Origin of the sequence: Streptomyces sp. NBC_01390 (assembly GCF_045040105.1) — a bacterium.
Taxonomy (GTDB): Bacteria; Actinomycetota; Actinomycetes; order Streptomycetales; family Streptomycetaceae; genus Streptomyces.
Genome location: NZ_CP109551.1, coordinates 1,010,389 through 1,034,005, shown reverse-complemented (window position 1 = coordinate 1,034,005; position 23,617 = coordinate 1,010,389). Strand labels below are relative to the sequence as shown.

Here is a 23,617-nt window from a genome sequence, read left to right as displayed (position 1 = left end):
CCCGACTCCATGGGTCGGCCCTGCAAGTGCACAGCACGGCTGAGAGGTACACATGAACAGATGGAGCAGACGGATCCGGGGCGGGCGCCTCGCCGTCGTAGCAGCGTTGATATGGGCGGTGCTTCCGCAGGCCCTGCCCGCCCAGGCGGCGGTCACCGACCCGTGCGGCACGGGCTCGAACCCGGTCGTCTGCGAGAACTCCAAGACGGGCAGCCCCATGTCCGACTGGTACTCGCCCAACGCCTACGGTGGCATCAAGGGGTTCTCCACCAAGGAGAGCGTCCAGGCCGGTGACACCGTGCAGTTCAAGATCCAGTCGCCGGTCGCGTACCACGTGGAGATCTACCGGCTGGGCTGGTACGGCGGCGACGGGGCGCGTCTGATGTCGACCGCGGCCCAGGTGGCCGTGAACTATCCGGCCAACTACAACCCCAACTCCAATCCCGCCAGTTGCACCACCAAGAGCAGCACAGGCCTGGTCGACTGCGGCAACTGGCCCGTCACGGTGAACTGGACGGTGCCCAGCGACGCGGTGTCCGGCCTGTACATCGCGAACCTGACGCAGAACGACGGCGACGGCCTGATGCCGTACCCGTTCGTCGTGCGCAAGGACTCCAGCACCTCCGACATCGTCGTACAGACCAGCGACCAGACCTGGCAGGCCTACAACGACTACGGCGGCCAGGACCTCTACGGCGGCGCCGGTCCCGCACCGGACGGCCGCGCCTACGAGGTCAGCTACAACCGGCCGCTGGACATCGGCGGTGACAACGGCATCTACGGCTCCGAGTTCATGATGCTGTCCTGGCTGGAGCGCAACGGCTACGACGTCAGCTATCTGTCGGGCGTGGACGTGTCGACCAACGGCGCCACCCTGCTGCCGAAGCACAAGGTGTACCTGTCCTCCGGCCATGACGAGTACTGGACGCAGAGCCAGTACTCCAACGTCCTGGCGGCCCGGAAGGCCGGCGTCAAGCAGGGCTTCTTCAGCGGCAACGAGGTGTTCTGGAAGACCCGGCTCGCCGCGAGCAACGACGGTACGAGCACGGCGAACCGGACCCTGGTCTGCTACAAGATGACCAAGATGGCGCAGGGCAACGGCATCGCCGACCCCAGCGGCACCTGGACCGGCACCTGGATGGACCCGACCAGCACCAACTACGGTCAGAGCTACCAGCCGCCGAACATCCTCACCGGCTCCATGTTCCAGGTGAACGGCTCCCGCGACGACGCGATCACGGTCCCCGGCTCGTACGGCAAGAACCGGATCTGGCGCAACACCTCCATCGCCAGCCTCACGTCGAGCCAGACCGCCACCTTCCCGGCCGGCACCCTCGGCTACGAGTGGGACAGCGACCTCCCCAACAGCACCAGGCCCGCTGGAGCGATCGCCGTGTCGTCCACGACCGTGGACATCAACGACGGCAAGTACCGCCTCGACTGGGGCAACATGTACGGCAACGGCACCGCGACGCACAATCTCGTCGAGTTCCGTGACCAGGACTCCGGAGCCCTGGTGTTCGGGTCGGGGACGGTGCAGTGGTCGTGGGGCCTGACCAACCTGCCGACGTACGACCCCGCTGACGCGGTCGTCACCGAGGACGTCCGGATGCAGCAGGCGACGGTGAACGTCCTCGCCGACATGGGCGTCCAGCCGCTGACCCGGCAGAGCAACCTCGCCGCCGCCACGGCCAGCACCGACACCACCGGCCCGGCCATCACCGTGACGAGCCCGGCCTCCGGAGTCACCGTCCCGGCGCTGAAGCCGGTCACGGTCAAGGGCACCGCCAGTGACTCCGGCGGGGGCGTGGTGGCCCGCGTCGAGGTCTCCACCGACGGTGGAACCACCTGGAACCCCGCGACCGGACTGACGTCCTGGACCTACAGCTGGACGCCGACGGCTCCGGGCGCCGCGTCCATCAAGATCCGCGCCGTCGACGACAGCGTCAACATCGGCTCCGTCACCACCATCCCGGTGACTGTCGGCCCTCAGGCCTGCCCCTGCACCGTCTGGCCCGCCACCACCGTGCCCGGCACCATCAACGCGGGCGACGGCGGTCCGCTGGAGCTCGGCGTCAAGATCCGTACCACGGTGGCCGGTTCCATCACCGGCGTCCGCTTCTACAAGTCGCCCGCCAACACCGGCACCCACACCGGCAGCCTGTGGAGCGCCTCCGGCACCCGCCTGGCCACCGGTACCTTCACCAACGAGACGGCCTCCGGCTGGCAGCAGCTGAACTTCGCCACCCCGGTGACCGTCAAGGCCAACACCACCTACGTCGCCTCGTACTTCGCCCCGAACGGCGGATACTCCTACGACGGCGGCTACTTCTCCAACAGTGCGGCCGGCCTGGCCCCGCTCACCGCGCTGCAGTCCGGCACCGACGGCGGCAACGGCGTCTACCGGTACAGCTCGACCAGTGCCTTCCCGTCCTCGGCGTCCTCGGGCAGCAACTACTGGGTGGACGTGGTGCTGGACACCTCGACAGCCAGTACGACCCCGCCCGTCGTCACCTCGACCTCACCGACGTCCGGGGCGACCGGCGCGTCGATCACGGCACCGGTGTCCGCCGTCTTCGACCACGCCATCGACGCCGACACGCTGACGTTCACCCTGAAGGACCCGAACGGCAACACCGTGCCGGGCACCAACACGCTCCCCGCGTCCAACAAGGCGACCTTCACACCGTCGACGGAACTGGAACTGCACACCACGTACACCGCGTCCGTCCAGGCCGAGGACCTGTGGGGCAACGCCATGACTGCCCCGGTGACGTGGTCGTTCACCACCAGCTCCACCCCGCCCGCGGTCACCTGCCCCTGCACGCTGTGGAACTCGAGCACCGTGCCGGCCAGGACAGCCGTCACCGACGACCCCAACTCCCTCGAACTGGGCACCAGGTTCCAGTCCTCGGCGAGCGGCTGGGTCACCGGTGTCACCTTCTACAAGGGCGCCACGAACACCGGCACCCACACCGGCAGCCTCTGGTCCGCCGACGGCACGCTCCTCGCCTCCGGCACCTTCACCACCGAGTCCGCCTCCGGCTGGCAGACGATGACGTTCGCGACCCCGGTCGCGATCAGCGCCGACACCGCGTACGTCGTCTCCTACCATGCGCCGAACGGCAACTACGCGGTGGACGGCGGCTACTTCGCCGCGGCCCACAAGTCCTACCCGCTGACCGCCACCGCCGACATCAGCACGGCCCACAACGGGCTGTACCGGTACGGCAGTGACGTGGCCTTCCCAGGCGGCTCCTACGGATCCGCGAACTACTGGGTCGGCCCGGTCTTCACCGCCGACGACCCGTCCGCGTCGCTGACGTCGGGCACGACCTCGGAGGTGACCAGCTCCTCGCTGGCGCACACCGCCGACGCGGACAACGCGCTGGTCACCTCGCTGCCCAGCACGGCCAAGCTGTCGACGGTGAAGGCGACGGTGACCGTCCTGCCGGGCGCGAAGGCCGCGGCCGCCGGGAAGCTCAAGGTCAAGGCAGTCCTCTCCTACAACCGGGCCACCCACAAGGTGTCCGTCCACCTGTCCGCCCCGCTGCCCGACGGCACCCGGTTCAAGATCACGGTCGTGGCCCGGGACAAGCAGCACCACACGGTGACGTCCCGCGTCTGGACCCTCACCAGCAAGACCGTCCGCAAGAAGAACTGACCGACCACAACCCACCGCCGGTGGCCTCCCGCACCCACGCGGGAGGCCACCGCCGGGGATTGGCCTTCCCAACCGATGAGTACCGTCAGTGTCGTGATCCCGTGCTACAAGTACGGCCATTTCCTCGCCGACTGCGTGAGCAGCGTCCTGGACGAGCAGGACGGCGTTGACGTCCGGGTACTCATCATCGACGACGCCTCCCCGGACGACTCGGCGGAGACCGCGCTCAAACTGGCCGCCGCCGACTCACGCATCCAGGTCCGCGTCCACAAGACCAACAAGGGACACATCGCCACCTACAACGAGGGCCTCCTCGAATGGGCGGACGGTGACTACGTCGCTCTCCTGTCCGCCGACGACCGGTTGGTCCCCGGCGCACTGGTGCGCGCCGCCGCCCTGCTCGACGCCCACCCGGAGGCGGGGTTCGCCTACGGCCGCCCCCTGCGATTCCAGCACGGCGGCCCGCTGCCCAAGGCCCGCACCAGCGGCACCGGTTCGACCGTCTACCCCGGACACTGGTGGCTGGACCGCCGGTTCCGCGAAGGCACCGGCTGCATCACCTCACCCGAGGTCGTCGTCCGCACCAGCCTCCAGCGCGAGGTCGGCGGCTACGACCCGACGCTTCCCCACGCCGGCGACATCGAGATGTGGATGCGGCTCGCCGCCCGCGCCGACGTCGGCTACGTACGCGGGGCCGACCAGGCCTTCTACCGCGTCCACGGCAACAACATGTCCACCACCGACTTCGGCGGCCAGCTCGACGACCTGCGCCAACGCCTCGTCGCCTACGACTCCGTACTCGACAAGTGCGCCGACCTGCTGCCCCAGGCCGACCAACTCGCCCAGGCGGTGCACACCCGCCTGGCCCGTTTCGCGCTGCGCCGCGCCTACCGCGCCTACGACCGGGGACGCACCGAGGTCGTCCCGGTCGATGAACTCGTGGCCTTCGCCGAGGAGTGCCTCCCATCATTCGAGGCGCTGCCCGAGTACCGCGCGCTGCGGCTCAGACAGCGGATCGGAGCGAGGACGATGCCGTATCTGCAGCCGCTGGTGTGGTCGGCAGTGGCCGAACGCGGGCGGGAGTGGCTGTGGTGGGAGTCGTGGAAGCGCCGCGGCATCTGATGCTCCCGTTCCCGTTCAGTCCGAAAACCGTGACCGACCGGTGCCGGGGTGCCTCGCGCCCGCTTCGGGGCTCAGCCCGTCACCGGAATCCCGCCCGGGTGGTGACGCGGGTCCGGCGATTTGCCCTTCCTGCTCCGGCGGCGCAGCGCGTACTGGTCGAACCACAGCGCGCTCAGGAGTGCGAAGGTCGCGCCCAGCAGGGCCGTACCGGCCAGTGCGCGGCTCTTGGTGCCGAGCACCTGGGCCGCGCTCGGGGCGACCAGCACGGAGGCGTTGATCCGCGCCGCCGCCAGGATCCCCTGCGCCTCCTGGACGGCCTCCACATGCCCGGAGTAGACGCCGATGATCTGACGGACCGCCGTGTCGGCCTCGACCGGGTCGGATGCCCGCGCCTGTATCTGCAACGAGGGGATCAGATAGGCGGGCGTCGCGCTGGTGCCGCTGTTGCGCGGGATCAGCTGATACGCCCCGTGGACGCCCGCAGAGCTCAGTTCCTTGCGCCCGGCGGGCGATTCGAGCTGCTGGATGACACCGTACGAGAGGGTGGCGAGCGGCGGTTGGAGATTCGTCAGCTGGTTCGGCTGGTTCCCCGTCACCGGCGGTTTGAGGACCACGACCGCCGAACTCAGGTACTGCGGGGCCGGACGGATCACGGGGTAGGCCCCGGCCGCCGTCAGCAGAAGCGCGAGAACAAGCACATACCAGCGGTGGAGCAGCGCTTCGGCGACGTCACGGGGCGACACGGGGATTCCTTCCGTCGGCACCGATCCTCGCAGGCGCGGGGGCGGATCGCCACCAGATCACGAGGCCTATGCTTGGCCGGAGCCCGGACGTGCGGTCACGCGGCACCGGGCCGGGGGGAGAAGTCATGAGCCTTGGCGACATCTGGGCGATCATGTGCAGGCGTTGGTACTTCATGGTGCCCCTCACCCTGCTCAGTCTGTTCGCGGGCGGATATCTGTACCGGACCATCCCGGTGTCCTACGAGTCGCAGAGTTCCGTCACGCTGCTCGACTCCACCGCGGTCGCCGATCTGGCACCCACCTTCGGCAACCCCATATCGAACGCGGGCGGTTCGCTGGTCGTCACGGCCGATGTGCTCATCAGGACACTCCAGTCGAGCGACTCGGCCAAGGAACTGCACTCCCGCGGCGTCACCGACCGGTACACGGTCGGCTTCGCGCCCGAGGCCGACAGCCCGCTGCTCACCCTGGGCGTCACCGGCACCGACCGGGCGAAGGTGCTGCGGGAGACCACCACCCTCACCAACTTCACCGCCGAGCAGCTGAAGGCCCTGCAGGCCGCCTCCAAGGTGCCGGCGAAGTACTCCGTGCAGGCCGCGCCGGTCGTGCTGCCGCAGACACCGGTCTCTCAGTCGAAGGCCCGGTACCAGAACATCGCGATGGTGCTCATCGTCGGGATGGTCAGCGCGTTCCTGCTGTCCATCCTGGCCGAGGGCGTCGCCGTGGTCCGCCGGCGCGGTCGCGCCACGGCCGGATACGTTCCCCGGCGCCATCGCGTCAAGCCCCCCGAGCGGGCGCCCAGAGGCCTGCTGGTGCGGAAGCTGGACGCGACGACGATCCTCAGCGGCTATCTGGTGCTGGCCTTCTTCGTCCCGTCGAACCTCACCCTGCCCGCGCTGGGCGGCGTCGGCACCCCCGCCAACGTCTTCGCCCTGCTGGGACTTCTCTGGTATCTCGCCACCTGGCTCGGCGGCCGTATCCGTCCCGCCCAGGGCACCAGGCTGCCGCGCGTGGCGATGTGCCTCCTCGCCGTCGCGGTACTGCTGTCGTACCTCGCGGACGCCAGCCGCGAGAGCTCGCACGAGGAGGTCCTCGGAGCCGACCGGGGGCTCATCGGACTCGGGGTGTGGGTGGCGCTGGTGGTGCTGGCCTCGGCCGGTATCCAGGAGCGCGACCGGCTGGAGACCCTGATGCGCCGGCTCGTCGTCCTGGGCACGGTGGTCGCCCTGATCGGCTACTACGACTTCTTCGCGGCGACCAACATCGCCGACTCCATCCACATCCCCGGCCTGCAGTCCAGCACCGCCGGGATCAGCGCCATGGACCGCGGCTCGTTCACCCGCCCGCGCTCCACCACGGCCCACCCGCTGGAGTTCGGCGGGATGCTGGCCATCCTGGTTCCCTTCGCCGTCCACCAGGCGTTCGATCCGGTACGCCGTCACGCCGGCGCGCTGCGCCGCTGGGCCCCGGTGGCGATCATGGCGGGCGCCCTTCCGCTGACGGTGTCCAGGACGTCCATCATCGGCGCCGCCATCGTGATCCTGGTGATGGTGCCCCGCTGGAAGCCGGCGCGTCGCTGGGCCGCGATCGGGATCATCCTGGGTTCGGTGGCCGGCTTCAAGGTGATCATTCCCGGGCTGATCGGCACCATCACCAACCTGTTCGCGACCTTCTTCGCCGGTTCCGACAGCAGCACCCAGGCACGCACCGTCAAGTACAGCGCGATCGTCCCCTATCTCGACGAACACCCCTGGTTCGGACGCGGCTTCGGCACCTTCACCCCCGACCTGTACTTCTTCACCGACAACCAGTACATGCTGACTCTGGCCGAGATGGGCATCGTGGGCCTCGTCGCGCTGCTCGCCCTGTTCGTCACCGGGATCCACACCGGCGGTGCCGTCCGCCGGCTCGCCCGCACCGAATCCGACCGGGAACTCGGACAGGCGTTCCTCGCCTCGGCACTGGTCGCCCTGGTCATCAGCGCCACCTTCGACGCGCTCAGCTTCCCCATGTACGCCGGAATGTTCTTCCTGACCCTGGGCGCCGGCGGCAGCTACCTCGGCTTCATCCGCCGCGAGGCGGCCGAGGCGGCGGCAGCGGCAGCGGCAGCGGCGGACGCAGCCGTACCGGTCCCCGCACCCCGTAAGGCATCCGAGGCCCAGGTCCCCCAACTCGCGGAGTCCCGATGAGTCCCGTCGCCGTCATCGTCGTCACCTGGAACAGCGCCTCGGTGCTTCCCGGGTTCCTCGCCGCACTCCCCGACGGCATGGCCGGCCTCGACTGGCGGCTCGTCGTCGCCGACAACGACTCCGCCGACGACACCGTCGCGGTGCTCCGCGAGCTGGCCCCCGACGCCACCGTCGTCCGAACCGGCCGCAACGCCGGCTACGCGGCCGGGGTCAACGCGGCACTGGGCGCCGCCGGTGAGTACGGGAGCGTACTCATCTGCAACCCCGACATCCGGATGCGGGAGGGCTGCGCCAAACGCCTCGTCGACAGTCTCGGCGACGGTGTCGGGATCGCCGTACCGCTCCTGTACGAAGAGGGCCGGGACACGCCCCACCACTCCCTGCGCCGCGAGTCGAGTGTGACCCGGGCACTCGGCGAGGCCCTCATCGGAAACACCCGCGCCGGACGCTTCCCGCGCCTGAGCGAGCTCGTGACCGACCCCGCCGCGTATCAGCGGCCCACGCGCGCGGACTGGGCGACCGGCGCCCTCATGGCCATCTCGGGGGACTGTCTGGCTGCCTGCGGCCTGTGGGACGAGTCCTTCTTCCTCTACTCGGAGGAGACCGAGTACTGCCTGCGCGCGCGGGACCTCGGCTACGCCACCCAGCTGGAGCCGACGGCCGAGGCCGTCCACCTGGGCGGCGACTCCCAGGTGTCGCCCCGCCTCTGGACCATCCTCACCCTCAACCGGGTCCGCCTCTACCGCCGGCGCCACGGCCCCCTCGCCACGGCGGCCTTCCGCACCGCCGTCCTCCTCCGGGAGACCTCACGCGCCGCCCTGGGCCGCCCGGCAGCCCGCGCAGCGGCAACTGCACTGGCAACACCGGGCGCCCTGAACAAGACCCCGGCCCCCTAAAAGGGGCGCGAGGCTGTATCCATCTGCGGCTCCGCCGCGTGGGCGCGACAAGCCACGACGGCGCAGCACTCGGCCGACACCCCTCAGCCCGTACCACTCCGAGGCCGGCACACCATCGCGACAAAATCGTGCCCCACGCCAGGGAGAACCGCGTCCTCCAAAGCAAAACACCGTTCCAGCAGCGCCAACGTCTCGGGCTCCTGGTCAAGGAAGTTGTGCGCGATCCCCGAGAACGCGATGTGCAACACCGTGCCCCCGTACGGCCGTTCCTCGACGACGTCGAACTCGCGCCGCAGGCCCGGCAGCAGCGCCGCCGCGTCGACCGCCTCCGAGGGATCGTCCAGCACCATCGACAGCCTGCTGGGCCGCACGACCCGGCGCTTGATCCGGCCGTCGGCCTGGCGCCGCCGCTCCTCGGGGAGCTGGGCCAGCAGAACGTTCGCCGCGTCCAGTTGTTCGTCTGTCCACTGGAACCGGGTGGGGCCGACGAACTCGTCGACCACGAACATGCCGTCGGGTTCGATGAGCCCGGCAAGCCTCGGCAGGCCGGCGTCGAGGTCGTCGAAGTGGTGCAGGGACTGGAGGCCGAGGAGTACGTCGAAGCGTTCCCCGTCGGCGGTCATCCGGTTGACGTCGGTGACCCGGAAGCGCAGGACGTCGGCGAGGCCGTGCTCGGCGGCGGCGCGGGTGGCGAAGTCGATGCGCTCGGGCGCCACGTCCACGCCCGCCAGGAGGGAGAAAGCGCCGGTCTTCGCCCAGAGAAGCTCATTGCCGCCGGTGCCACACCCGAGCGACAGGCCGCGCAGATCGGTGCGCGGCGCGAAGTGCTTGGCGGCCACGTACTCGGGAAAGGAGGTGTCGGGGTCGCCGGTCATCAGCAGGTTCCAGCGTTTGACGACCGCCGGTATCGCCCACCATTCGGTCAGCGACGGGTCGACCCGGGACCAGTGCCGGACCACCCGCGCGCCGCCCCGCACCCGCAACTTGGTGAGTACCGGGTCGAGTTCCAACCGCCGTACCTTGCGCAGTAACCGGTCCGCGTCATGTCTGTTGATCAGGTTGTTCAGCATACGGGCTCCGTTCTGACGGCTATGAGTGACTTCGGGGCACCGAGCACCCGCTCGCTGAGCAACACCGACCTGGGGAACAGGTAGCGCATTTCGGTGCGGGTGAGCAGCTCGATGTTGATCACCGCGTCCATCGCCGACTCCGGGCTGTCGGGGCGGCTGTGGACGAGCGGCCAGCGCCGTACGAGACGTGCCCTGGCGGCCAGCGGCAGGAACTGGAAGCCGGGCGCCACGAAGTGGGGCTCGACGGGGAAGTAGCGGTACGGCGTCTGGATCCAGTGCAGCGGCGCCAGGGACTCCACGGCCGAGACGAACTTGCGGCGCTGGCTGTGGCCGCCCACGTGCTCGATGGTCGAGTTGGAGAACACCAGGTCGTAACCGCCCTTGGCGCTCAGCTCGGCGGCGACCGCCTCGTCGGTGACGTCGGCGACCTCCGCGGTGATCCAGTCCGGGAGTTCGGCGGGGTGCTCCTGCAGGTTGATCAGGTGGACGTGCTTCGCGCGCACCGGTGCGCGCAGCCACATCTCGGCCGTCCCGCCCAGGTCGAGGACGCTCATGTTCTCGATGCCGGGGAAGCAGCGCCGGAACCGCTCCCAGCGGGCGACGCGCATGCGTTCGCCCAGCGAACCGGGCGCGTCGACGAACTTGTTCCTGAGGGCGCGGGAGCGGGGCATGGGATCAACCACCTGTGTTCGGAACGGGAGAGGAGCAACGGTCGGAGGAGTATTCGTCGTCGGAGCAATGGTCGGGGCGGCAGGGGCGATTCATCCCGCTGTCACCACTGGGTGTAGAAGCTGGCCGGGTTCACCAGGTATCGGACGGTGGGATGCGGCACATGGACCACCCGGTGCCCGCGCGCGTACCGGTGGATCAGCTCCCAGTCCTCGCGGGGCATCACCTCCGGTGTCCGGCGCAGCCGGCTGAAGCGCAGGGAGCGATCGCGTCGGGCGACGAAGGCGTTGGTGTCCAGGAAGGACTCACGGGCCGCCCTGCGCCGGTCGTAGGGCACCGACAGGACGTCCTTCTCGCTGCCGTCGGGCAGGACGCGGCGCAGCGCCGTGTACACGCCGTCGGGCCCGTCCGGGGACTCCAGGACCGCCAGCGTCCGTTCCAGATGGTCGGGTTCCCACAGGTTGTCGTCGTCCAGGAACGCCACGTACCGAGAGCGGCTGAGGCGGATGCCCACATTGCGCACGACTCCCGCGACCCCGGTGTTGGCTGCCAGGGAGACGGCGAACAGCCTTGGGTCGTCCGGGAGTTCGGCCAGGCCGGCGCCGTCGTCGACCACGACGACGACCTGGTCGGACACGGTCTGGTCCAGAGCCGAGCGCACCGCGGCACGCAGCGCCTCGGGACGTCGGTGGGTGGCGATCACCGTGGCGACCAGCGCCGAGGGCGGCGTCGGCAGGCCGGCGGCCAGCCGCCGGGTCTCGGCGTCCTCGATCCGGCGAAGCCGCACCGCGGTGTGGGCCAGCATGACCTTGTTCCTGACCTCGAACAGCACCAGCCAGCCGAACACCGCCTTGAGCAGCGTCCAGGGCGCCCGTGCGACCCTGCGCACCACCCCGCTCACGACGCCGGCTCCGGCTTGACCAGGCGGCCGTCGGACATCCGGTTGTTGCTCCACACGTTCCCGGCGCCGCCCGCGTTCCAGTGGGCGACCACGCCGTAGCCGCCGGACCCGGGGTGGTACTCGGTGGAGAAGATGTTGTCGGTGACCCTGATTCCGGTGGCGCCGGTGTCTCCGCCGTACAGGGCGTACGCGCCGCCGGCTATCCAGTTGTCGTCCACGGTGACGTTGCGGACCACCCCGGTGTCGGCGAAGAGGCCGATGCTGCCGGAGGCACCCTGCTTGAGGCTGGTCGGGTTCAGCAGGGTGTTGTGGCGGATGATCAGATGCCCGGTGTTGCCGCCGCCGCTGATCACCGTGTTGGTGTGCTGCCACTCGCCGCCCAGGTTGATGAACGGCACGATGTCGTGCACGTAGTTGTCGTGCAGGTTCCCCTGCCCCATGGACAGGGCGTCGCCGAACACCGAGACGTCGCACCAGCCGACCTCGATGGAGCTGACCCCCATGTTGGACACCGCGTAGTCGACGCCGCCGTTGTCCGGACCCTTGCCGGGTACGGCCGTGATCGTGGAGTGCAGAACCTTCAGGCCGCTGTATCCGGGGCGCAGGTTGATGCCCCACCAGCTGTCCGAGGTGATCCTGGTGTCGATGACGGTGACGTTGTTCGCGTAGATGTCGAGCGTGCCGGTGATGTCCTGGCCCCGGATGACGAGCCCGTCGGTACGGATCGCCCAGTACCCGGTCTTCTTGGCCTTGAGGGCGATGCGCGGACCGGTCGTGTCGGCGTCGGGGAAGCCGCAGTCGCCGGGCGAGGCGCAGTTGGTCCTGGCCGCGGGAGCGCCGGACGCGCTTGTGGCCCCCGCCGTCGCCCTGGGCTTCTTCGTCGCGGTGGGCGCCTTGGTCGGTGTGGGCTTCACCGTCGGGGACGGCGAGGCGGTGGGAGTGCTCGTCGTCACGTCGACCGTGGGCGACGGGTCCGGGCTCGGTGACGCCGAGGATCCGGTCGTACGGCAGGTCGGCCCGTCCTTCGGGCAGTCCTGCGACACGGACCGGTCCGATCCCGAGCAGGCCGAGCCCAGGACCGCCAGCAGGGCCGCGAGCAGTAGTCCCATGAGCGAGTTCCGGCTGATGCGCCGTGACATCGGGTTCACCTCAAGTCCTTCTGGGTGTGCCGGACGGGAGCGGGGGACCGGTGCCGGCCGCGGTGGGGCCGCTCGCCGCGGCCGACGCCGCGCAGGAAGTCACGGCTGGGCAGGACGCACAGCGTGTAACCGGCCAGGGCGATCGCGCTGATGGCGAGCAGGGCGAGCCGCCCGTCGCCGAACAGGCGCTGCAGACCGAGGACGATCCCGGCCATCACGGCCCCGCCGAAGAAGGGCCACGCACAGGCGGCGGCGACCCGGCCGAAACCGATGCCGCCACGGCGGAGGGCGACCAGGAACACCGGCACCACCAGGCCGCCGGCGACCAGGACATGGGCCTGTGAGACGCCCACGATGCCGTGCAGCCGGGCGGCGACGAGCAGTACCGGCACCAGGGCCGCCAGCCACAGACCCTGCACCAGGAAGAGCGACCGGCGCTGGCCGATGGCGACCAGACAGTCGTAGGCGAGTTCGCTGCCGATGCGGATCAGACCGAGGACCATCAGCCAGGGCAGTGCCGCGGCGGCGGGGCCCCACTGGTCTCCGTAGATCGTCACGATGGCCGGCTCGGCGAGGCAGGCGAGCAGGACGCAGAGCGGGACGGTGCCGGTGATCACCACACCCAGTGCGCGGCTGAAGCCCTGGGCCAGCGCCTGCGGCGAGTCCGCCAGGCGGGAGAAGCCGGCGAAGGAGACCCGGCGAGCGGCCTCGGAGATGATCCGCACGGGCCAGCCGGACATGTTGAAGGCGAGGACGTAGAAGCCCAGAGCCACGTTGCCCAGCGTCGCGCCCACCACCATGGTGTCGACGTTGACCACCGCGAGGGCCAGCATGCTCGCCCCCGCCAGCGGAAGCCCGAACCTGAGCAGCGCCCGGGCCTGGCCGGGGTCCCAGCCGAACTTCAGGGTGCCCGGAGCCGCCAGCCCGCAGCCGACCAGCGCCACGACGTTCCCCGCCACGGCTCCCCAGGCGAAGCTCATCGCACCCCAGCCCTCGAAGGCCAGCAGCAGCGTCACCGCCGTGCTGGCCACGAAGTTGAGCCCGTCGATGATCATCCGCTTGCCCTGGGCGAACTCACGGGTGAGGAAGCCGGCCGGCACCTGCGCGATCCCGTCGATCACCACACACAGGCACATCACCCGAAGCACACCCGCGGCGTCCGGCGAGCCGAGCAGGCCCGCCACCGTCGGTGCCGCCGCGAACAGCGCCACGTACAGCACGCTGCTGGAGAGGGCGCTGAGGGTCAGCACGGTCGGCGCGAACCGCCGTGCGTCGCCCTCCCAGCGCACGATGGCCAGGCCCACGCCCAGCTCGTTCGCGGACAGCAGGACCAGCAGCACGGTCTGGGAGATGCCGTAGACGCCCCACTCCGCCGGCCCGAGGGCGAAGCGCGCCAGCAGGATGCCGGTCGCGAAGTTGCCCAGCCGCATCACGACGGTGTTGATCAGGCTCCAGCGCGCGGCGGAACGGACCTTCCCGCCCAGGGAGGCGGCGGCCGGAGCGGGAGTGTCGCTCGGTTCAGCGGTCTCGCTGTCCGGTGTGCGAACGCTGTCCATGAGTCGACTCCTCGTCGAGCGGCTCGGCGGCGGGTGCCACGACCGTGGCGGTCCGTCCCGTCCTCGGCTCCGCGGGGGGACTGTTCACGGCGGACCGTGCCCAGGCGGGCGGGGTCCGCAGAGCGATGGTCCGTTCCGCGGGCGACTCCTCGGCCGACGGCCGAGGGGCGGTGACACGGGAATCGGCCGCAGGTTCGGGCACTTCGGCCGGCTGCTCGGGTTCTTCCGAGCGCACAGGCGCCTGCACCTGCGGGCGCGACCGGCGGCGTGCCTCCACATAGAAGGAAGCGGCCAGGGTCAGGACCAGACCTCCGGCCCCGGCCATGATCATGTATTCGAGCCGGGTCTTGGTCTGTGCCATCGGCGGCTGCGGGACCACGATCGTCATCATCTGGATCATGGCCTTCGGTTCGACCGACTGCTGCTTCTGGAACTGCTCCAGCCGGTCCTTGGCATACGCCGTCAGAATGCGGTCCGAGGCCAGCACAGAGGCCTTGCCGGTGCCGGTGACCGTGAGCCACATGAGCGGCCCCTGGGCGTTGTCGGCGATCTTGGCCTCGAACGTACCGGTGGCGCCACGGGACTTGAGTTCCCTGACGGAGTCGTCGGAGTTGAGGTTGCGGGCCAGGCTGTCGGCCATTCCCGTGAGCGACGTCTGGGTGCTCAGGAAGGGGTTGCCGCCGTAGGCGACGGTGGCCTTCGGGGAGTTCAGCAGCTGCACCGTGCTCTGCGACTGATAGGTGACCGGGACGACCACCACCACGGCGGCCACCAGACCGGCGGTCAGCAGCAGTCCGGGCAGCAGGACGTACCAGCGCCTGCGCATGACCCGGAAGATCTCAGCGAGATCCATGGTGGTCCCCCCTTGCGGCCCAATGTTCTACGAGCATGTGTTTCAAGCGGATCATATGGGGAACGTTCGATCCTTGGCTCTCGGCAGGTCGGTCGGTCTCCGCCGCGTGCTCGCGGTGCCCCCCTCCAGCAGCACGTCCGCGATGCGCTCGCTCGCGTGGCCGTCCCACAGTTCGGGTCTGCGCGGCGCGGGCGGAGCGTCCAGAACCCGGTTCACGGTGAACACGATCCGGGCAGGATCCCGGCCCGCCAGCACATTGGTGCCCTGTTCGACGGTGATGGGCCGCTCGGTGTTGTCCCGCAGCGTCACACAGGGCACGCCCAGCGCGGTGGTCTCCTCCTGGATGCCACCGGAGTCGGTCAGCACGACGCGGGCGGAGTCCTGCAGGGCGATGAAGTCCAGGTATCCGGCGGGCGGTACGAGCCGGATGCCCCCGGGGACGCCGATCTCGGCCAGCCGCCGCGAGGCGCGCGGGTGCACGGGCAGCACCAGCGGAAGACGGCCGGCGATCTCCCCCAGGGCCTTCAGCAGCCCGGTCAGCACCTGGGGATCGTCCACATTGGCCGGCCGGTGCAGGGTGACGAGGCCGTACTCGCCCTTGGTGAGGCCGTGTTCGTCCAGGACGGCCGAGGCCCTGGCCCGCTCCAGGTTGACCAGCAACGTGTCGATCATGACGTTGCCGACCAGGTGGATCTGGTCGTCCCGGTAACCCTCCGCGCGCAGGTTCTCGGCGGCGTCGGGGGAGGGGGCCAGCAGATAGTCGCTGACCCGGTCGGTGGCGACGCGGTTGACCTCCTCCGGCATGCTCCAGTCGCGGCTGCGCAGCCCCGACTCGACGTGGGCGAGCAGCGGGCCGGCCTTCGCGGTGACCAGGGCGCAGGCCAGGGTGGAGTTGATGTCCCCGACCACCACGACGATGTCCGGGGACACCTCGTCGAGGAGCGGCTCGAACGCGGTCATCACGCGTCCGGTCTGCTCGGCGTGGCTGCCCGAACCGACCCCGAGGAAGCGGTCGGGCGGGCGGATGCCGAGGTCGGCGAAGAACACGTCGTTCATGGCCGGGTCGTAGTGCTGACCGGTGTGGACGAGGACGACCTCGGCGCCCCGGCGTTCCAGGGCGTCCATCACCGGTTTGATCTTCATGTAGTTGGGGCGCGCCCCGGCGACGCAGACGATTCGCGGCATGGCTCAGAGCACCTCGATCGTGGGCCCCGAGGACAGCCGGCGGCGGCAGTCGAGGACAAAGGGGGCGTGTTCGGCCACGAGTTCGTAGTCGAAGCTGTCGTGGTCGGTGAGCAGGACCACCACATCGGCGGCCGTCAGCTCGTCCGGGGTCAGTTCGACCCGTACCAGACGGCTGTCCACCGGCAGGCTCTCGACCACGTGCGGATCCGCGGCCCTGACCTGGGCCCCCATGTCGAGCAGCAGTTGGGAGATGCGCAGCGCCGGCGACTCACGGGCGTCGCTGGTGTTCTTCTTGTACGCGAGACCGAGCAGCAGGACGCGCGAGCCGTTCACGGACCGGCGTCTCTCGTTGAAGAGGTCGCTGATCCGGCGTGCCACGTACTCGGGCATGTGGTTGTTGATGTCGTTGGCCAGCTCCACGAAGCGGAAGCTCTGGCCGAGTTCACGCTGCACCCGCCAGGACAGGTACGAGGGGTCGATCGGCAGGCAGTGGCCGCCGACACCCGGTCCGGGCGTGAACTTCATGAAACCGAACGGCTTGGTGGAGGCCGCGTCGATGGCCTGCCAGACGTCGATGTCCAAGTGGTGGGCGAACATCGCGATCTCGTTGACCAGCGCGATGTTCACATGCCGGAAGGTGTTCTCCAGCAGCTTGGCGAGTTCGGCCTCCTTGGGCGAGCTCACCGGCACCGTGGTGTCGACGAGTTGCGCGTAGAAGTCCTGAACTGCCTTGAGGGAGGCCTCGTTGACCCCGGAGACGACCTTCGGGGTCTCCTTGAAGCCCCAGACCGCGTTTCCGGGGTCGATCCGCTCCGGGCTGTACCCGAGGTGGAAGTCGGCGCCTGCGGTCAGGCCCGAGCCGTCCTCCAGGATCGGCGCGAACAGCTCCTGGGTGGTGCCCGGATACGTCGTCGACTCCAGGACGACAGTCGCTCCGGGGCGCAGATACCGGGCGAGGGTGACCGCCGAGTCCCTGATGTACCGCAGGTCCGGCGTGCCCTCGTGCAGAGGGGTCGGGACGGTCACCACGGCCATGTCGAAACCGCCGCAGTCGCGGGCCGCTTCGCTCGGGCGGTACGAGCCGTTGTCCAGTGCCGCGCGGATCCGCTCGGAGGACACGTCCTCGACGAACGACTCACCGGCGGCGAGGGTCTTGATCCGCCGCGAGTCGACGTCGTAGCCGATCACCTCGTGTCCGACCTCGGCGGCGCGGATGGCCAAAGGCAGGCCGACGTATCCCTGTCCGACCACGACGACGCGCATCAGTGGCTCCTGTTCGCGGTAGCGGGTGACGGGGTGGGCCGGAAGAACTCCCGCGCCGTCATGAGGACGAAGGCAGCATTGGTGGTGAGGTAGCGCCGGCCCAGGCGGCGCGGCTCCTGCAGCGCGCGGTAGAGCCACTCGACTCCCAGCCGCTGCCAGCTCTCGGGGGCCCGCTTCGTGATCCCCGCGAGGATGTCGAAGGAGCCGCCGACGCCGTGCACGACGCGGGCGCCGGTGCGTTCGCCGTACGCGGCGGTGAAGATCTCCTTCTTCGGCGAGGTCATGCCCAGGAACAGCATCTGGGCGCCGCTGTCGGCGATCGCGCCGGCGATGGCTTCCTGCTGGGAGTCGTCGAAGTAGCCGTTGCGGCTGCCGGCCACCTTCAGGCCGGGGAAGCGGTCGGCCACCCGGCGCTCCATCTCCGCCAGCACCTCTTCCTTGGCGCCGAGGAAGTACACGGAGATGCCCGCCGTCTCGGCCTCGGCCAGCAGCCGCAGGAACAGGTCGATACCGGCGACCCGTTCCGGCAGCGGGGCGCGCAGCACCCGGCCGGCCCAGACGACGGCCTGTCCGTCGGCGACGACGAGATCGCAGCCGGACACGGCGTCGGCGAGCCGCTGGTCGCGCCGCATGTTCACCAGCTTCGCGGCGTTGACGACGCCGATCTCCAACTGTCTGCCGTCACGGACGGCTTCGAGGCAGCGCTCGACGGTCTCGTCCATGGTCAGCGGGTCCAGCTCGACCCCGAACAGGGTCCGGCGCTCGCTCATATTCGTCTCCCCAGCCAGGCGTGGAGCATCCAGCCGAATTCGTACGGCCGGCATTCGCGGTCCACGGAGACGGGCTGGTACACCCGGTCCAGGGCCTTGAGCCGGAGGTTCGGAGCGACTCGGGTGCCGAGTCCTCGGGCGGCGCGCACCGCCTTCTTCGGGTCACCCCGGTAGACCTTGCGCCAGGTGACGCCGAGTTCGTCGAGGATCATCGGTTCCTCGTTCCCGGCGGCCAGTTCGGGCACGTCCGTCATCCAGCGCAGGCCCTTGCGGATCGCCGCGCCGAAGTCGCTGCCGCCGGCGTCGGTCAGATCGAACAGGGCGGTCGGCGCCATCGCGTGCTGGTGGACGCTGTAGACCGGGTAGCCCTCCACGACACCGCCGGTGCGTGCGTCGTAGTGCCACCACCACTGCCCGCCGTCGCCCTGCAGTTCGCAGATACGGGCCGCGCACGCCTCGGCGGCGGCCAGTGCCTCCGGATCGCCGGCGCCGTCGCCGCTCGCGTGTGCGCGGGCCAGGGCCTGGAGCGGGTACGTCTGGTCGGCGAAGCAGCTCACATGAGACCGGTACCAGGGCACCAGGCCGGGCCCGGTGGCGTGGGGGAACAGTGGACTGTTCCCGACGCGGGCCCGCAGAAGGCGGTCCCGGGCTGCGGAGAAACGTTGCTCCACATCCATCGTGCTGCGAGCCGCCGCGAGCGCCGACAGCACCCACGCCGCCTCGACGGTGTACTGCGGCCGACCCTCGTCATCCAGGGCGTCCAGCCGTGCGAGGGCGTCGGACAGCTTGGGGTGGTCGGTCTCGGCGGCGGCCCAGGCGATCAGCGCCGCGTCACCGAGATTGGTCACCGTGGGCAGTGACTGGACCAGCAGCCCCGTGAACTCCTGGGCCGTGTGACCGCCGAGCACCGCGCGCTGGCGGTCCTCGGGGAGGAACTGGGCGCCCAGCACGGTGATGGCCGCGTACCGGGTGCTGGTCCCGCGCCGCTCCAAGGTCCAGGAACCGCCGGGGGTTTCCCGCCCGGCCATGGTGAAGACGAAGGCCTCACCGCCGGGAAGGAGCATCGACGGAAGTCCCGCCTCGGCGACGGTGAGGAGACGCTGGGCCAGCGCGAGCAGTGGCGGTTCCTCACGACCGAGCGCTGCCAGACGTGTGGTGGTCATGGTTTGGGCACACCAACCCCCCTGTGGGTCCTGTGGTGAACAGACTGGTGACCGCCGCGGCACGGATGGGCGCACGGCGGAAGCAAACGACGGACAACGGACGTCGGACGCCGGAGATTTCGGACGCCAGGCGTCAGAAGTCAGGCGTCATGCGTCATAAATCAGCCACGTGGCGCTGGAGCGGTTGTCGCTCCTCGCTTTTGGCACAGGCGTATCCACCCGGTAACCCCCCCTGGGCACTGGTCAGTGTGCTCATTGTGCGTGCTCTGCATACTTCGTACACATGTTATGCCTGTAGATGTTCGAAGATTTGCGTTTTGTGGGACTGGAAAGTTACCCGCGCTCGACGAGTTCGCCGTCCTTCTCGTCGTACAGCGCGCCCGTTTCGGGGCACTCCCACACGCCCGGCTCGCCTGCCCGCTCGCCGAGTCGTATGCCGGCCCGGCCGACCCAGCCGACCCTTCGCGCCGGTACGCCGACCACGAGCGCGAAGTCGGGCACGTCCCGGGTCACCACGGCGCCCGCCGCGACCAGCGCCCAGCGGCCGATGCGCACCGGCGCCACACACACCGAACGGGCTCCCAGGGACGCCCCCTCGTCGACGACCACCGCGACGGCCTCCCAGTCGCCACCGCGCTTCAGCCGGCCCTCCGGGTCCACCGAGCGCGGGAAGTAGTCGTTGGTGAAGACCGCCGCCGGGCCGACGAACACCCCGTCGCCGAGCACCGCGGGCTCGTAGACCAGCGCGTAGTTCTGGAGCTTCACGTTGTCGCCGATCCGCACCCCCGGGCCGACATACGCTCCCCGGCCCACGATGCACCCGGTGCCCAGTCGGGCGTCCTCCCGTATCTGGGCCAGATCCCAGACCGTCGTCCCGTCGCCGATCGTGGCCGTCTCGTCGACCTGGGCGGTCGGCTGGATCCTGGAGCTCACCTGGTTGAACCTTTCTGCTCACTGGGCAACAACAGCGCCTTCACGGGATCACCATACTTACGCCGGATCGGCGGGCAAGGGTGGCCGTTGCCCGGCCGGGAGTGCCCGTTCGCCGCCCGGGGTGGCGAGTTGGCGGTGGGCGGCGCGAGAGCGGTCCTCCCCGCCGTCACTTCACGGAATGCGCACCGAAGTTCATCGACTCTTTAAGTTTCAAGAGCTAGGCTCGGCGTCAGTCGAGTGGCCGACGGCCCCCACGTCCCGGCGCTCGCTCCCCCCACAGGCACAGGAGACTCGGCGTGCGCGACGGCGACGTAGTGGTGATCGGCGGCGGCTATGCGGGCGTACGGCTGGCGCGACGACTGGACGAGACGGCGCGGGTCACGCTGGTGGACCGCAAGGAGGTCTTCTTTCACCGTATCGCCTCTCTGCGGGCGGGAGTCCACCCCGAATGGACGGTCACCCCGTTCATCCCGTACGACCGACTGCTGAGCAACGGCCGGATGGTCGTGGGCAAGGCGGTCCGGATCGACACCGCCGAGCGGCAGGTGGTCCTGGCATCGGGCGAGCGCCTCCCGTACGACGTCGTGGTGATCGCCACCGGCGCCGACTACCCGGAACCGGCCCGGTTCACCGGCACCACCGTCGAGGAGGCGGCGCAGTCGTTCGCCGAGCACCAGCGGAGCATCGCCGCCGCCGATCATCTCCTCGTCGTCGGCGGTGGGCCCTCCGGCGTCGAACTCGCCGCCGAGATCCGCCTGGCCCGGCCCGACGCCCGGGTCACCCTCGCCCACGCGGGGCCGGCGCTGCTTCATGCCACGGGCAGCGAACGCGCCGGCAGGAGGGCCCGTGTCTGGCTGGAGTCCCATGACGTGGAGGTCCGGCTCGACTCCTTCATGTCACCCGGCAACGACTTCGGCACCTATCGCGATGCCCGCGGCCAGGTCATCGCGGCCGACCGCTCCTTCTGGGCCACGGGCACCACCCCCAACACGTTCTGGCTGCGCATGGCCGGCCACAGCGACTGGCTCAACGACGCCGGTCATGTGAGGGTCGACCGCACGCTCCGGGTCGAGGGGTGGCCGGACGTGTTCGCGGTCGGCGACGTGAACGACGTCAGCGAACTCAAGATCACCCCTGTCGCCATCGCCCAGGCGGACCTCGCCGTGCACAACATCCGTGCCTACCTCCAGAGTTCGGGCAGGCATCGCAGGCGTCCGCGCTTCTATCGTCCGACGCACCGCACCCCGCTCGTCGTGCCGTTCGGCCCCGCCGACGGAGTGACCATGGTGCCCGTGCCCGGCGGCGAGACCGCGGTCCTCGGGGGCCGCACCGCCACCCTGGCCAAGGCCAAGACCCTTCTGACCCCCTACATGCGGCGCCAGCTCGGATACACGGCGGCCTGAGAGCCGGGCGTGGAGACCATGTGGAGACCTCGCGGAGGCCACGTGGAAGCCTTCTTCGGCGGGCCCGTACCTGCGAGTCGCGCCCCCGTTGTTACTCCGCCGTACCCCCTGAGGTAGGGTCCCCACCGTTTCCAACTACCGGCTGAACGTGAGCCGGTACGGGGAGTGTTGGAGGGGCGGCGCGCAGATGAAATCGCAGTGGGGCGACGGCGGATCCGTGGACCTGGACGACACACGGCTGGAGGAGATGACCCCTGAACCGTTGCTGACCAGGGACTACGAGACGCGTCCCGCGCTCGTGTACGAACGGCTGCGGCAGCAGCACGGCCCGGTCGCACCGGTCGACCTGCTGGGAGTGCCCGCCTGGCTGGTCCTGGGCTACAAGGAGTCGCTCCAGGTACTCCAGGACGACGACGGATGGCCCAAGGGACTTGAGAAGTGGCGGGCCCGCTCGGAGGGCAGAGTGCCGTCCGACTGGCCGCTCGGACCGTCACTGGAGGTCAACCATGTGCTGATCCAGGGCGGCCCGGGTTACCGGCCGTTGCGGGCGGCATGGGACGTGGCGCTGAAACCGTTCCAGGATCCGGCCCACCCGCAGGCGAAGCGGCTCAAGAGGGCCGTCACCGAGTACGCCGACGAACTGATCAGCCTGATGGGCCAGGGCGGCGGTACGGGCCTGGCGGATCTGTCCGCCCAGTTCTCCCGGCCCCTTCCGCTGATGGTCGCCAGCCGTCTGCTGGGCTTCCCCGGTTCGCAGGGCGACGATGCCCTGATGGACATGTGGCGGGTACTGGACGCCGGCCCGGACGCGGAGCCCGCCCTGGAGCGGCTGCTGGCGACACTGGCCGAACTCGCGGCGGTGAAACTGGACAAGCCCGGGGACGACTTCCCCTCGTACCTGATAGCCGCGCACCCGGGGCTGTCGATCGACGAACTGGCCCGCGAGCTGTTCATGCTGCTGGGCATGACCTCCGACCACGTCGGCATCCTCGTCTCCAACACGGTGGTCGAGGTCATCTCCGGCGAGGGCGGAGTACGGGCCAGCCTGTCCGCCGGGATGGTCCGGGAGACCATGAACCGGGTCGTCATGCGCAAGCCGCCCCTGGTCAACTTCGTGCCCCGCTTCGCCGCCAGGGACGCGGTGCTGGGCAACTACACGATCCGGGCGGGCGACCCGGTGTGGGTCTCCTCGGCCGCCGCGCACGCCGACCCCCTCTTCGCCGACAACATGTGCCCGAGCACCACGGTCAGCACCCGGGCGCACCTGTCCTGGGGCGCAGGACCGCGTCAGTGCCCGGCGCGCGAGCTCGCGTCGACGGTGGCGTCGGTCGGAGTGGGCCGGCTGTTCGAGCGGTTCTCCCACCTGGACCTCGCCCTCCCCGTCGACCAACTGCCTTGGCGCTCCTCGCCGTTCATGCGCGGGCTGCGGTCACTGCCCGTCCGGTACGAACTCGCCCCGGTGCCCGAGCGGCGGTTGGCGTACGACCAGGCGGGCCCGTCGGCCGAAACGGAACTGCCGGACCCGTCGGCCCGGCAGCGCTCGTCGCTGTGGCGCTATCTGACGGGACTGATCCGCACCGGCCGCTGAGGTGACCACTGCCTCGGGCGGCGTTGCGGGGGTGCCGAGGGCTGGCGTGCCCCCGGCTCGGTAGCGCTCGGCGCTGTGGCGCTATCTGACAGGGCTGATCCGCACCGGCCGCTGAGGTGACCACTGCCTCGGGCGGCGTTGCGGGGGTGCCGAGGGCTGGCGTGCCCCCGGCTCGGTAGCGCTCGGCGCTGTGGCGCTATCTGACAGGGCTGATCCGCACCGGCCGCTGAGGTGACCACTGCCTCGGGCGGCGTTGCGGGGGTGCCGAGGGCTGGCGTGCCCCCGGCTCGGTAGCGCTCGGCGCTGTGGCGCTATCTGACAGGGCTGATCCGCACCGGCCGCTGAGGTGACCACTGCCTCGGGCGGCGTTGCGGGGGTGCCGAGGGCTGGCGTGCCCCCGGCTCGGTAGCGCTCGGCGCTGTGGCGCTATCTGACAGGGCTGATCCGCACCGGCCGCTGAGGTGACCACTGCCTCGGGCGGCGCTGCGGGGGTGCCGAGGGCTGGCGTGC

Annotated in this window: 18 protein-coding genes; 6 read left to right on the top strand and 12 right to left on the bottom strand. The window is 70.0% G+C overall.

What is annotated here, in order from left to right:
• Window positions 1–52: 52 nt before the first annotated feature.
• Entirely contained in the window at window positions 53–3,664 is a 3,612-nt protein-coding gene (locus OG241_RS04460; protein WP_405813770.1) for a DUF4082 domain-containing protein, read from the top strand.
• A gap of 93 nt (window positions 3,665–3,757) precedes the next feature.
• The gene (locus OG241_RS04455; protein WP_405813769.1) at window positions 3,758–4,786 is read left to right on the top strand and encodes a glycosyltransferase family 2 protein; all 1,029 of its coding nucleotides are present in this window, start codon (window positions 3,758–3,760) and stop codon (window positions 4,784–4,786) included.
• Window positions 4,787–4,857: 71 nt separating this feature from the next.
• Here the strand turns inward: OG241_RS04455 and OG241_RS04450 are convergent, their stop codons facing one another.
• On the bottom strand, window positions 4,858–5,529 hold the full coding sequence (locus OG241_RS04450) for a hypothetical protein (RefSeq protein ID WP_405813768.1): 672 nt from the start codon (window positions 5,527–5,529) through the stop codon (window positions 4,858–4,860).
• A gap of 125 nt (window positions 5,530–5,654) precedes the next feature.
• Here OG241_RS04450 and OG241_RS04445 point away from each other — a divergent pair, with 125 nt between their 5' ends.
• Window positions 5,655–7,718 (top strand): O-antigen ligase family protein, encoded by a 2,064-nt coding sequence (locus tag OG241_RS04445; protein WP_405813766.1) that lies wholly within the window; start codon window positions 5,655–5,657, stop codon window positions 7,716–7,718.
• Window positions 7,715–8,614, top strand: coding sequence for a glycosyltransferase family 2 protein (locus OG241_RS04440; protein WP_405813764.1), 900 nt, complete (start codon window positions 7,715–7,717; stop codon window positions 8,612–8,614). The genes OG241_RS04445 and OG241_RS04440 overlap by 4 nt, the downstream gene beginning before the upstream one ends.
• 83 nt (window positions 8,615–8,697) lie before the next feature.
• On the opposite strand, the gene OG241_RS04435 is transcribed toward OG241_RS04440, so the two are convergent.
• From OG241_RS04435 to OG241_RS04385, 11 genes are all read right to left on the bottom strand, one after another.
• Complete coding sequence (locus OG241_RS04435; RefSeq protein ID WP_405813762.1) at window positions 8,698–9,684, bottom strand: class I SAM-dependent methyltransferase; 987 nt, start codon at window positions 9,682–9,684, stop codon at window positions 8,698–8,700.
• Window positions 9,678–10,355, bottom strand: coding sequence for a class I SAM-dependent methyltransferase (locus OG241_RS04430; RefSeq protein ID WP_405813760.1), 678 nt, complete (start codon window positions 10,353–10,355; stop codon window positions 9,678–9,680). Before OG241_RS04430 ends, OG241_RS04435 begins: the two co-directional genes overlap by 7 nt.
• A 101-nt stretch (window positions 10,356–10,456) precedes the next feature.
• Window positions 10,457–11,254, bottom strand: a complete 798-nt coding sequence (locus OG241_RS04425; protein WP_405813759.1) for a glycosyltransferase family 2 protein — start codon at window positions 11,252–11,254, stop codon at window positions 10,457–10,459.
• The gene (locus tag OG241_RS04420) at window positions 11,251–12,393 is read right to left on the bottom strand and encodes a hypothetical protein (RefSeq protein ID WP_405813758.1); all 1,143 of its coding nucleotides are present in this window, start codon (window positions 12,391–12,393) and stop codon (window positions 11,251–11,253) included. Before OG241_RS04420 ends, OG241_RS04425 begins: the two co-directional genes overlap by 4 nt.
• Before the next feature lie 5 nt (window positions 12,394–12,398).
• Window positions 12,399–13,949, bottom strand: coding sequence for a lipopolysaccharide biosynthesis protein (locus OG241_RS04415; RefSeq protein ID WP_405813756.1), 1,551 nt, complete (start codon window positions 13,947–13,949; stop codon window positions 12,399–12,401).
• Window positions 13,912–14,802: a chain length determinant protein gene (locus tag OG241_RS04410; RefSeq protein WP_405813755.1), complete on the bottom strand. Its 891-nt coding sequence runs from the start codon at window positions 14,800–14,802 to the stop codon at window positions 13,912–13,914. The genes OG241_RS04415 and OG241_RS04410 overlap by 38 nt, the downstream gene beginning before the upstream one ends.
• A 51-nt stretch (window positions 14,803–14,853) precedes the next feature.
• Window positions 14,854–15,987 carry a non-hydrolyzing UDP-N-acetylglucosamine 2-epimerase gene (gene wecB / locus OG241_RS04405; RefSeq protein WP_405813753.1) on the bottom strand — a complete coding sequence of 378 codons (1,134 nt, stop codon included), beginning with the start codon at window positions 15,985–15,987 and terminating at the stop codon, window positions 14,854–14,856.
• A 3-nt stretch (window positions 15,988–15,990) separates the two neighbouring features.
• The gene (locus OG241_RS04400; protein WP_405813752.1) at window positions 15,991–17,250 is read right to left on the bottom strand and encodes a nucleotide sugar dehydrogenase; all 1,260 of its coding nucleotides are present in this window, start codon (window positions 17,248–17,250) and stop codon (window positions 15,991–15,993) included.
• Window positions 17,250–18,020: a WecB/TagA/CpsF family glycosyltransferase gene (locus tag OG241_RS04395; protein WP_405813751.1), complete on the bottom strand. Its 771-nt coding sequence runs from the start codon at window positions 18,018–18,020 to the stop codon at window positions 17,250–17,252. The genes OG241_RS04400 and OG241_RS04395 overlap by 1 nt, the downstream gene beginning before the upstream one ends.
• Window positions 18,017–19,183, bottom strand: a complete 1,167-nt coding sequence (locus tag OG241_RS04390) for a hypothetical protein (protein WP_405813750.1) — start codon at window positions 19,181–19,183, stop codon at window positions 18,017–18,019. Before OG241_RS04390 ends, OG241_RS04395 begins: the two co-directional genes overlap by 4 nt.
• 333 nt (window positions 19,184–19,516) lie before the next feature.
• Complete coding sequence (locus tag OG241_RS04385; protein ID WP_405813749.1) at window positions 19,517–20,116, bottom strand: acyltransferase; 600 nt, start codon at window positions 20,114–20,116, stop codon at window positions 19,517–19,519.
• Window positions 20,117–20,412: 296 nt separating this feature from the next.
• Between OG241_RS04385 and OG241_RS04380 the strand changes: the two genes are divergently transcribed.
• Both OG241_RS04380 and OG241_RS04375 read left to right on the top strand, forming a co-directional pair.
• Entirely contained in the window at window positions 20,413–21,519 is a 1,107-nt protein-coding gene (locus tag OG241_RS04380; protein WP_405813748.1) for an NAD(P)/FAD-dependent oxidoreductase, read from the top strand.
• Between the two features lie 187 nt (window positions 21,520–21,706).
• Complete coding sequence (locus tag OG241_RS04375; RefSeq protein ID WP_405813746.1) at window positions 21,707–23,107, top strand: cytochrome P450; 1,401 nt, start codon at window positions 21,707–21,709, stop codon at window positions 23,105–23,107.
• The last annotated feature ends 510 nt before the right edge of the window (window positions 23,108–23,617 follow it).

Bases quoted from the DNA above. Each gene is read 5' to 3' on its own strand.
- OG241_RS04400 (WP_405813752.1), bottom strand. From the start codon at position 17,250: ATGCGCGTCGTCGTGGTCGGACAGGGATACGTCGGCCTGCCTTTGGCC.
- OG241_RS04460 (WP_405813770.1), top strand. From the start codon at position 53: ATGAACAGATGGAGCAGACGGATCCGGGGCGGGCGCCTCGCCGTCGTA.
- OG241_RS04395 (WP_405813751.1), bottom strand. From the start codon at position 18,020: ATGAGCGAGCGCCGGACCCTGTTCGGGGTCGAGCTGGACCCGCTGACC.
- OG241_RS04415 (WP_405813756.1), bottom strand. From the start codon at position 13,949: ATGGACAGCGTTCGCACACCGGACAGCGAGACCGCTGAACCGAGCGAC.
- OG241_RS04435 (WP_405813762.1), bottom strand. From the start codon at position 9,684: ATGCTGAACAACCTGATCAACAGACATGACGCGGACCGGTTACTGCGC.
- wecB (WP_405813753.1), bottom strand. From the start codon at position 15,987: ATGCCGCGAATCGTCTGCGTCGCCGGGGCGCGCCCCAACTACATGAAG.
- OG241_RS04420 (WP_405813758.1), bottom strand. From the start codon at position 12,393: ATGTCACGGCGCATCAGCCGGAACTCGCTCATGGGACTACTGCTCGCG.
- OG241_RS04390 (WP_405813750.1), bottom strand. From the start codon at position 19,183: ATGACCACCACACGTCTGGCAGCGCTCGGTCGTGAGGAACCGCCACTG.
- OG241_RS04375 (WP_405813746.1), top strand. From the start codon at position 21,707: ATGAAATCGCAGTGGGGCGACGGCGGATCCGTGGACCTGGACGACACA.
- OG241_RS04410 (WP_405813755.1), bottom strand. From the start codon at position 14,802: ATGGATCTCGCTGAGATCTTCCGGGTCATGCGCAGGCGCTGGTACGTC.
- OG241_RS04440 (WP_405813764.1), top strand. From the start codon at position 7,715: ATGAGTCCCGTCGCCGTCATCGTCGTCACCTGGAACAGCGCCTCGGTG.
- OG241_RS04445 (WP_405813766.1), top strand. From the start codon at position 5,655: ATGAGCCTTGGCGACATCTGGGCGATCATGTGCAGGCGTTGGTACTTC.
- OG241_RS04430 (WP_405813760.1), bottom strand. From the start codon at position 10,355: ATGCCCCGCTCCCGCGCCCTCAGGAACAAGTTCGTCGACGCGCCCGGT.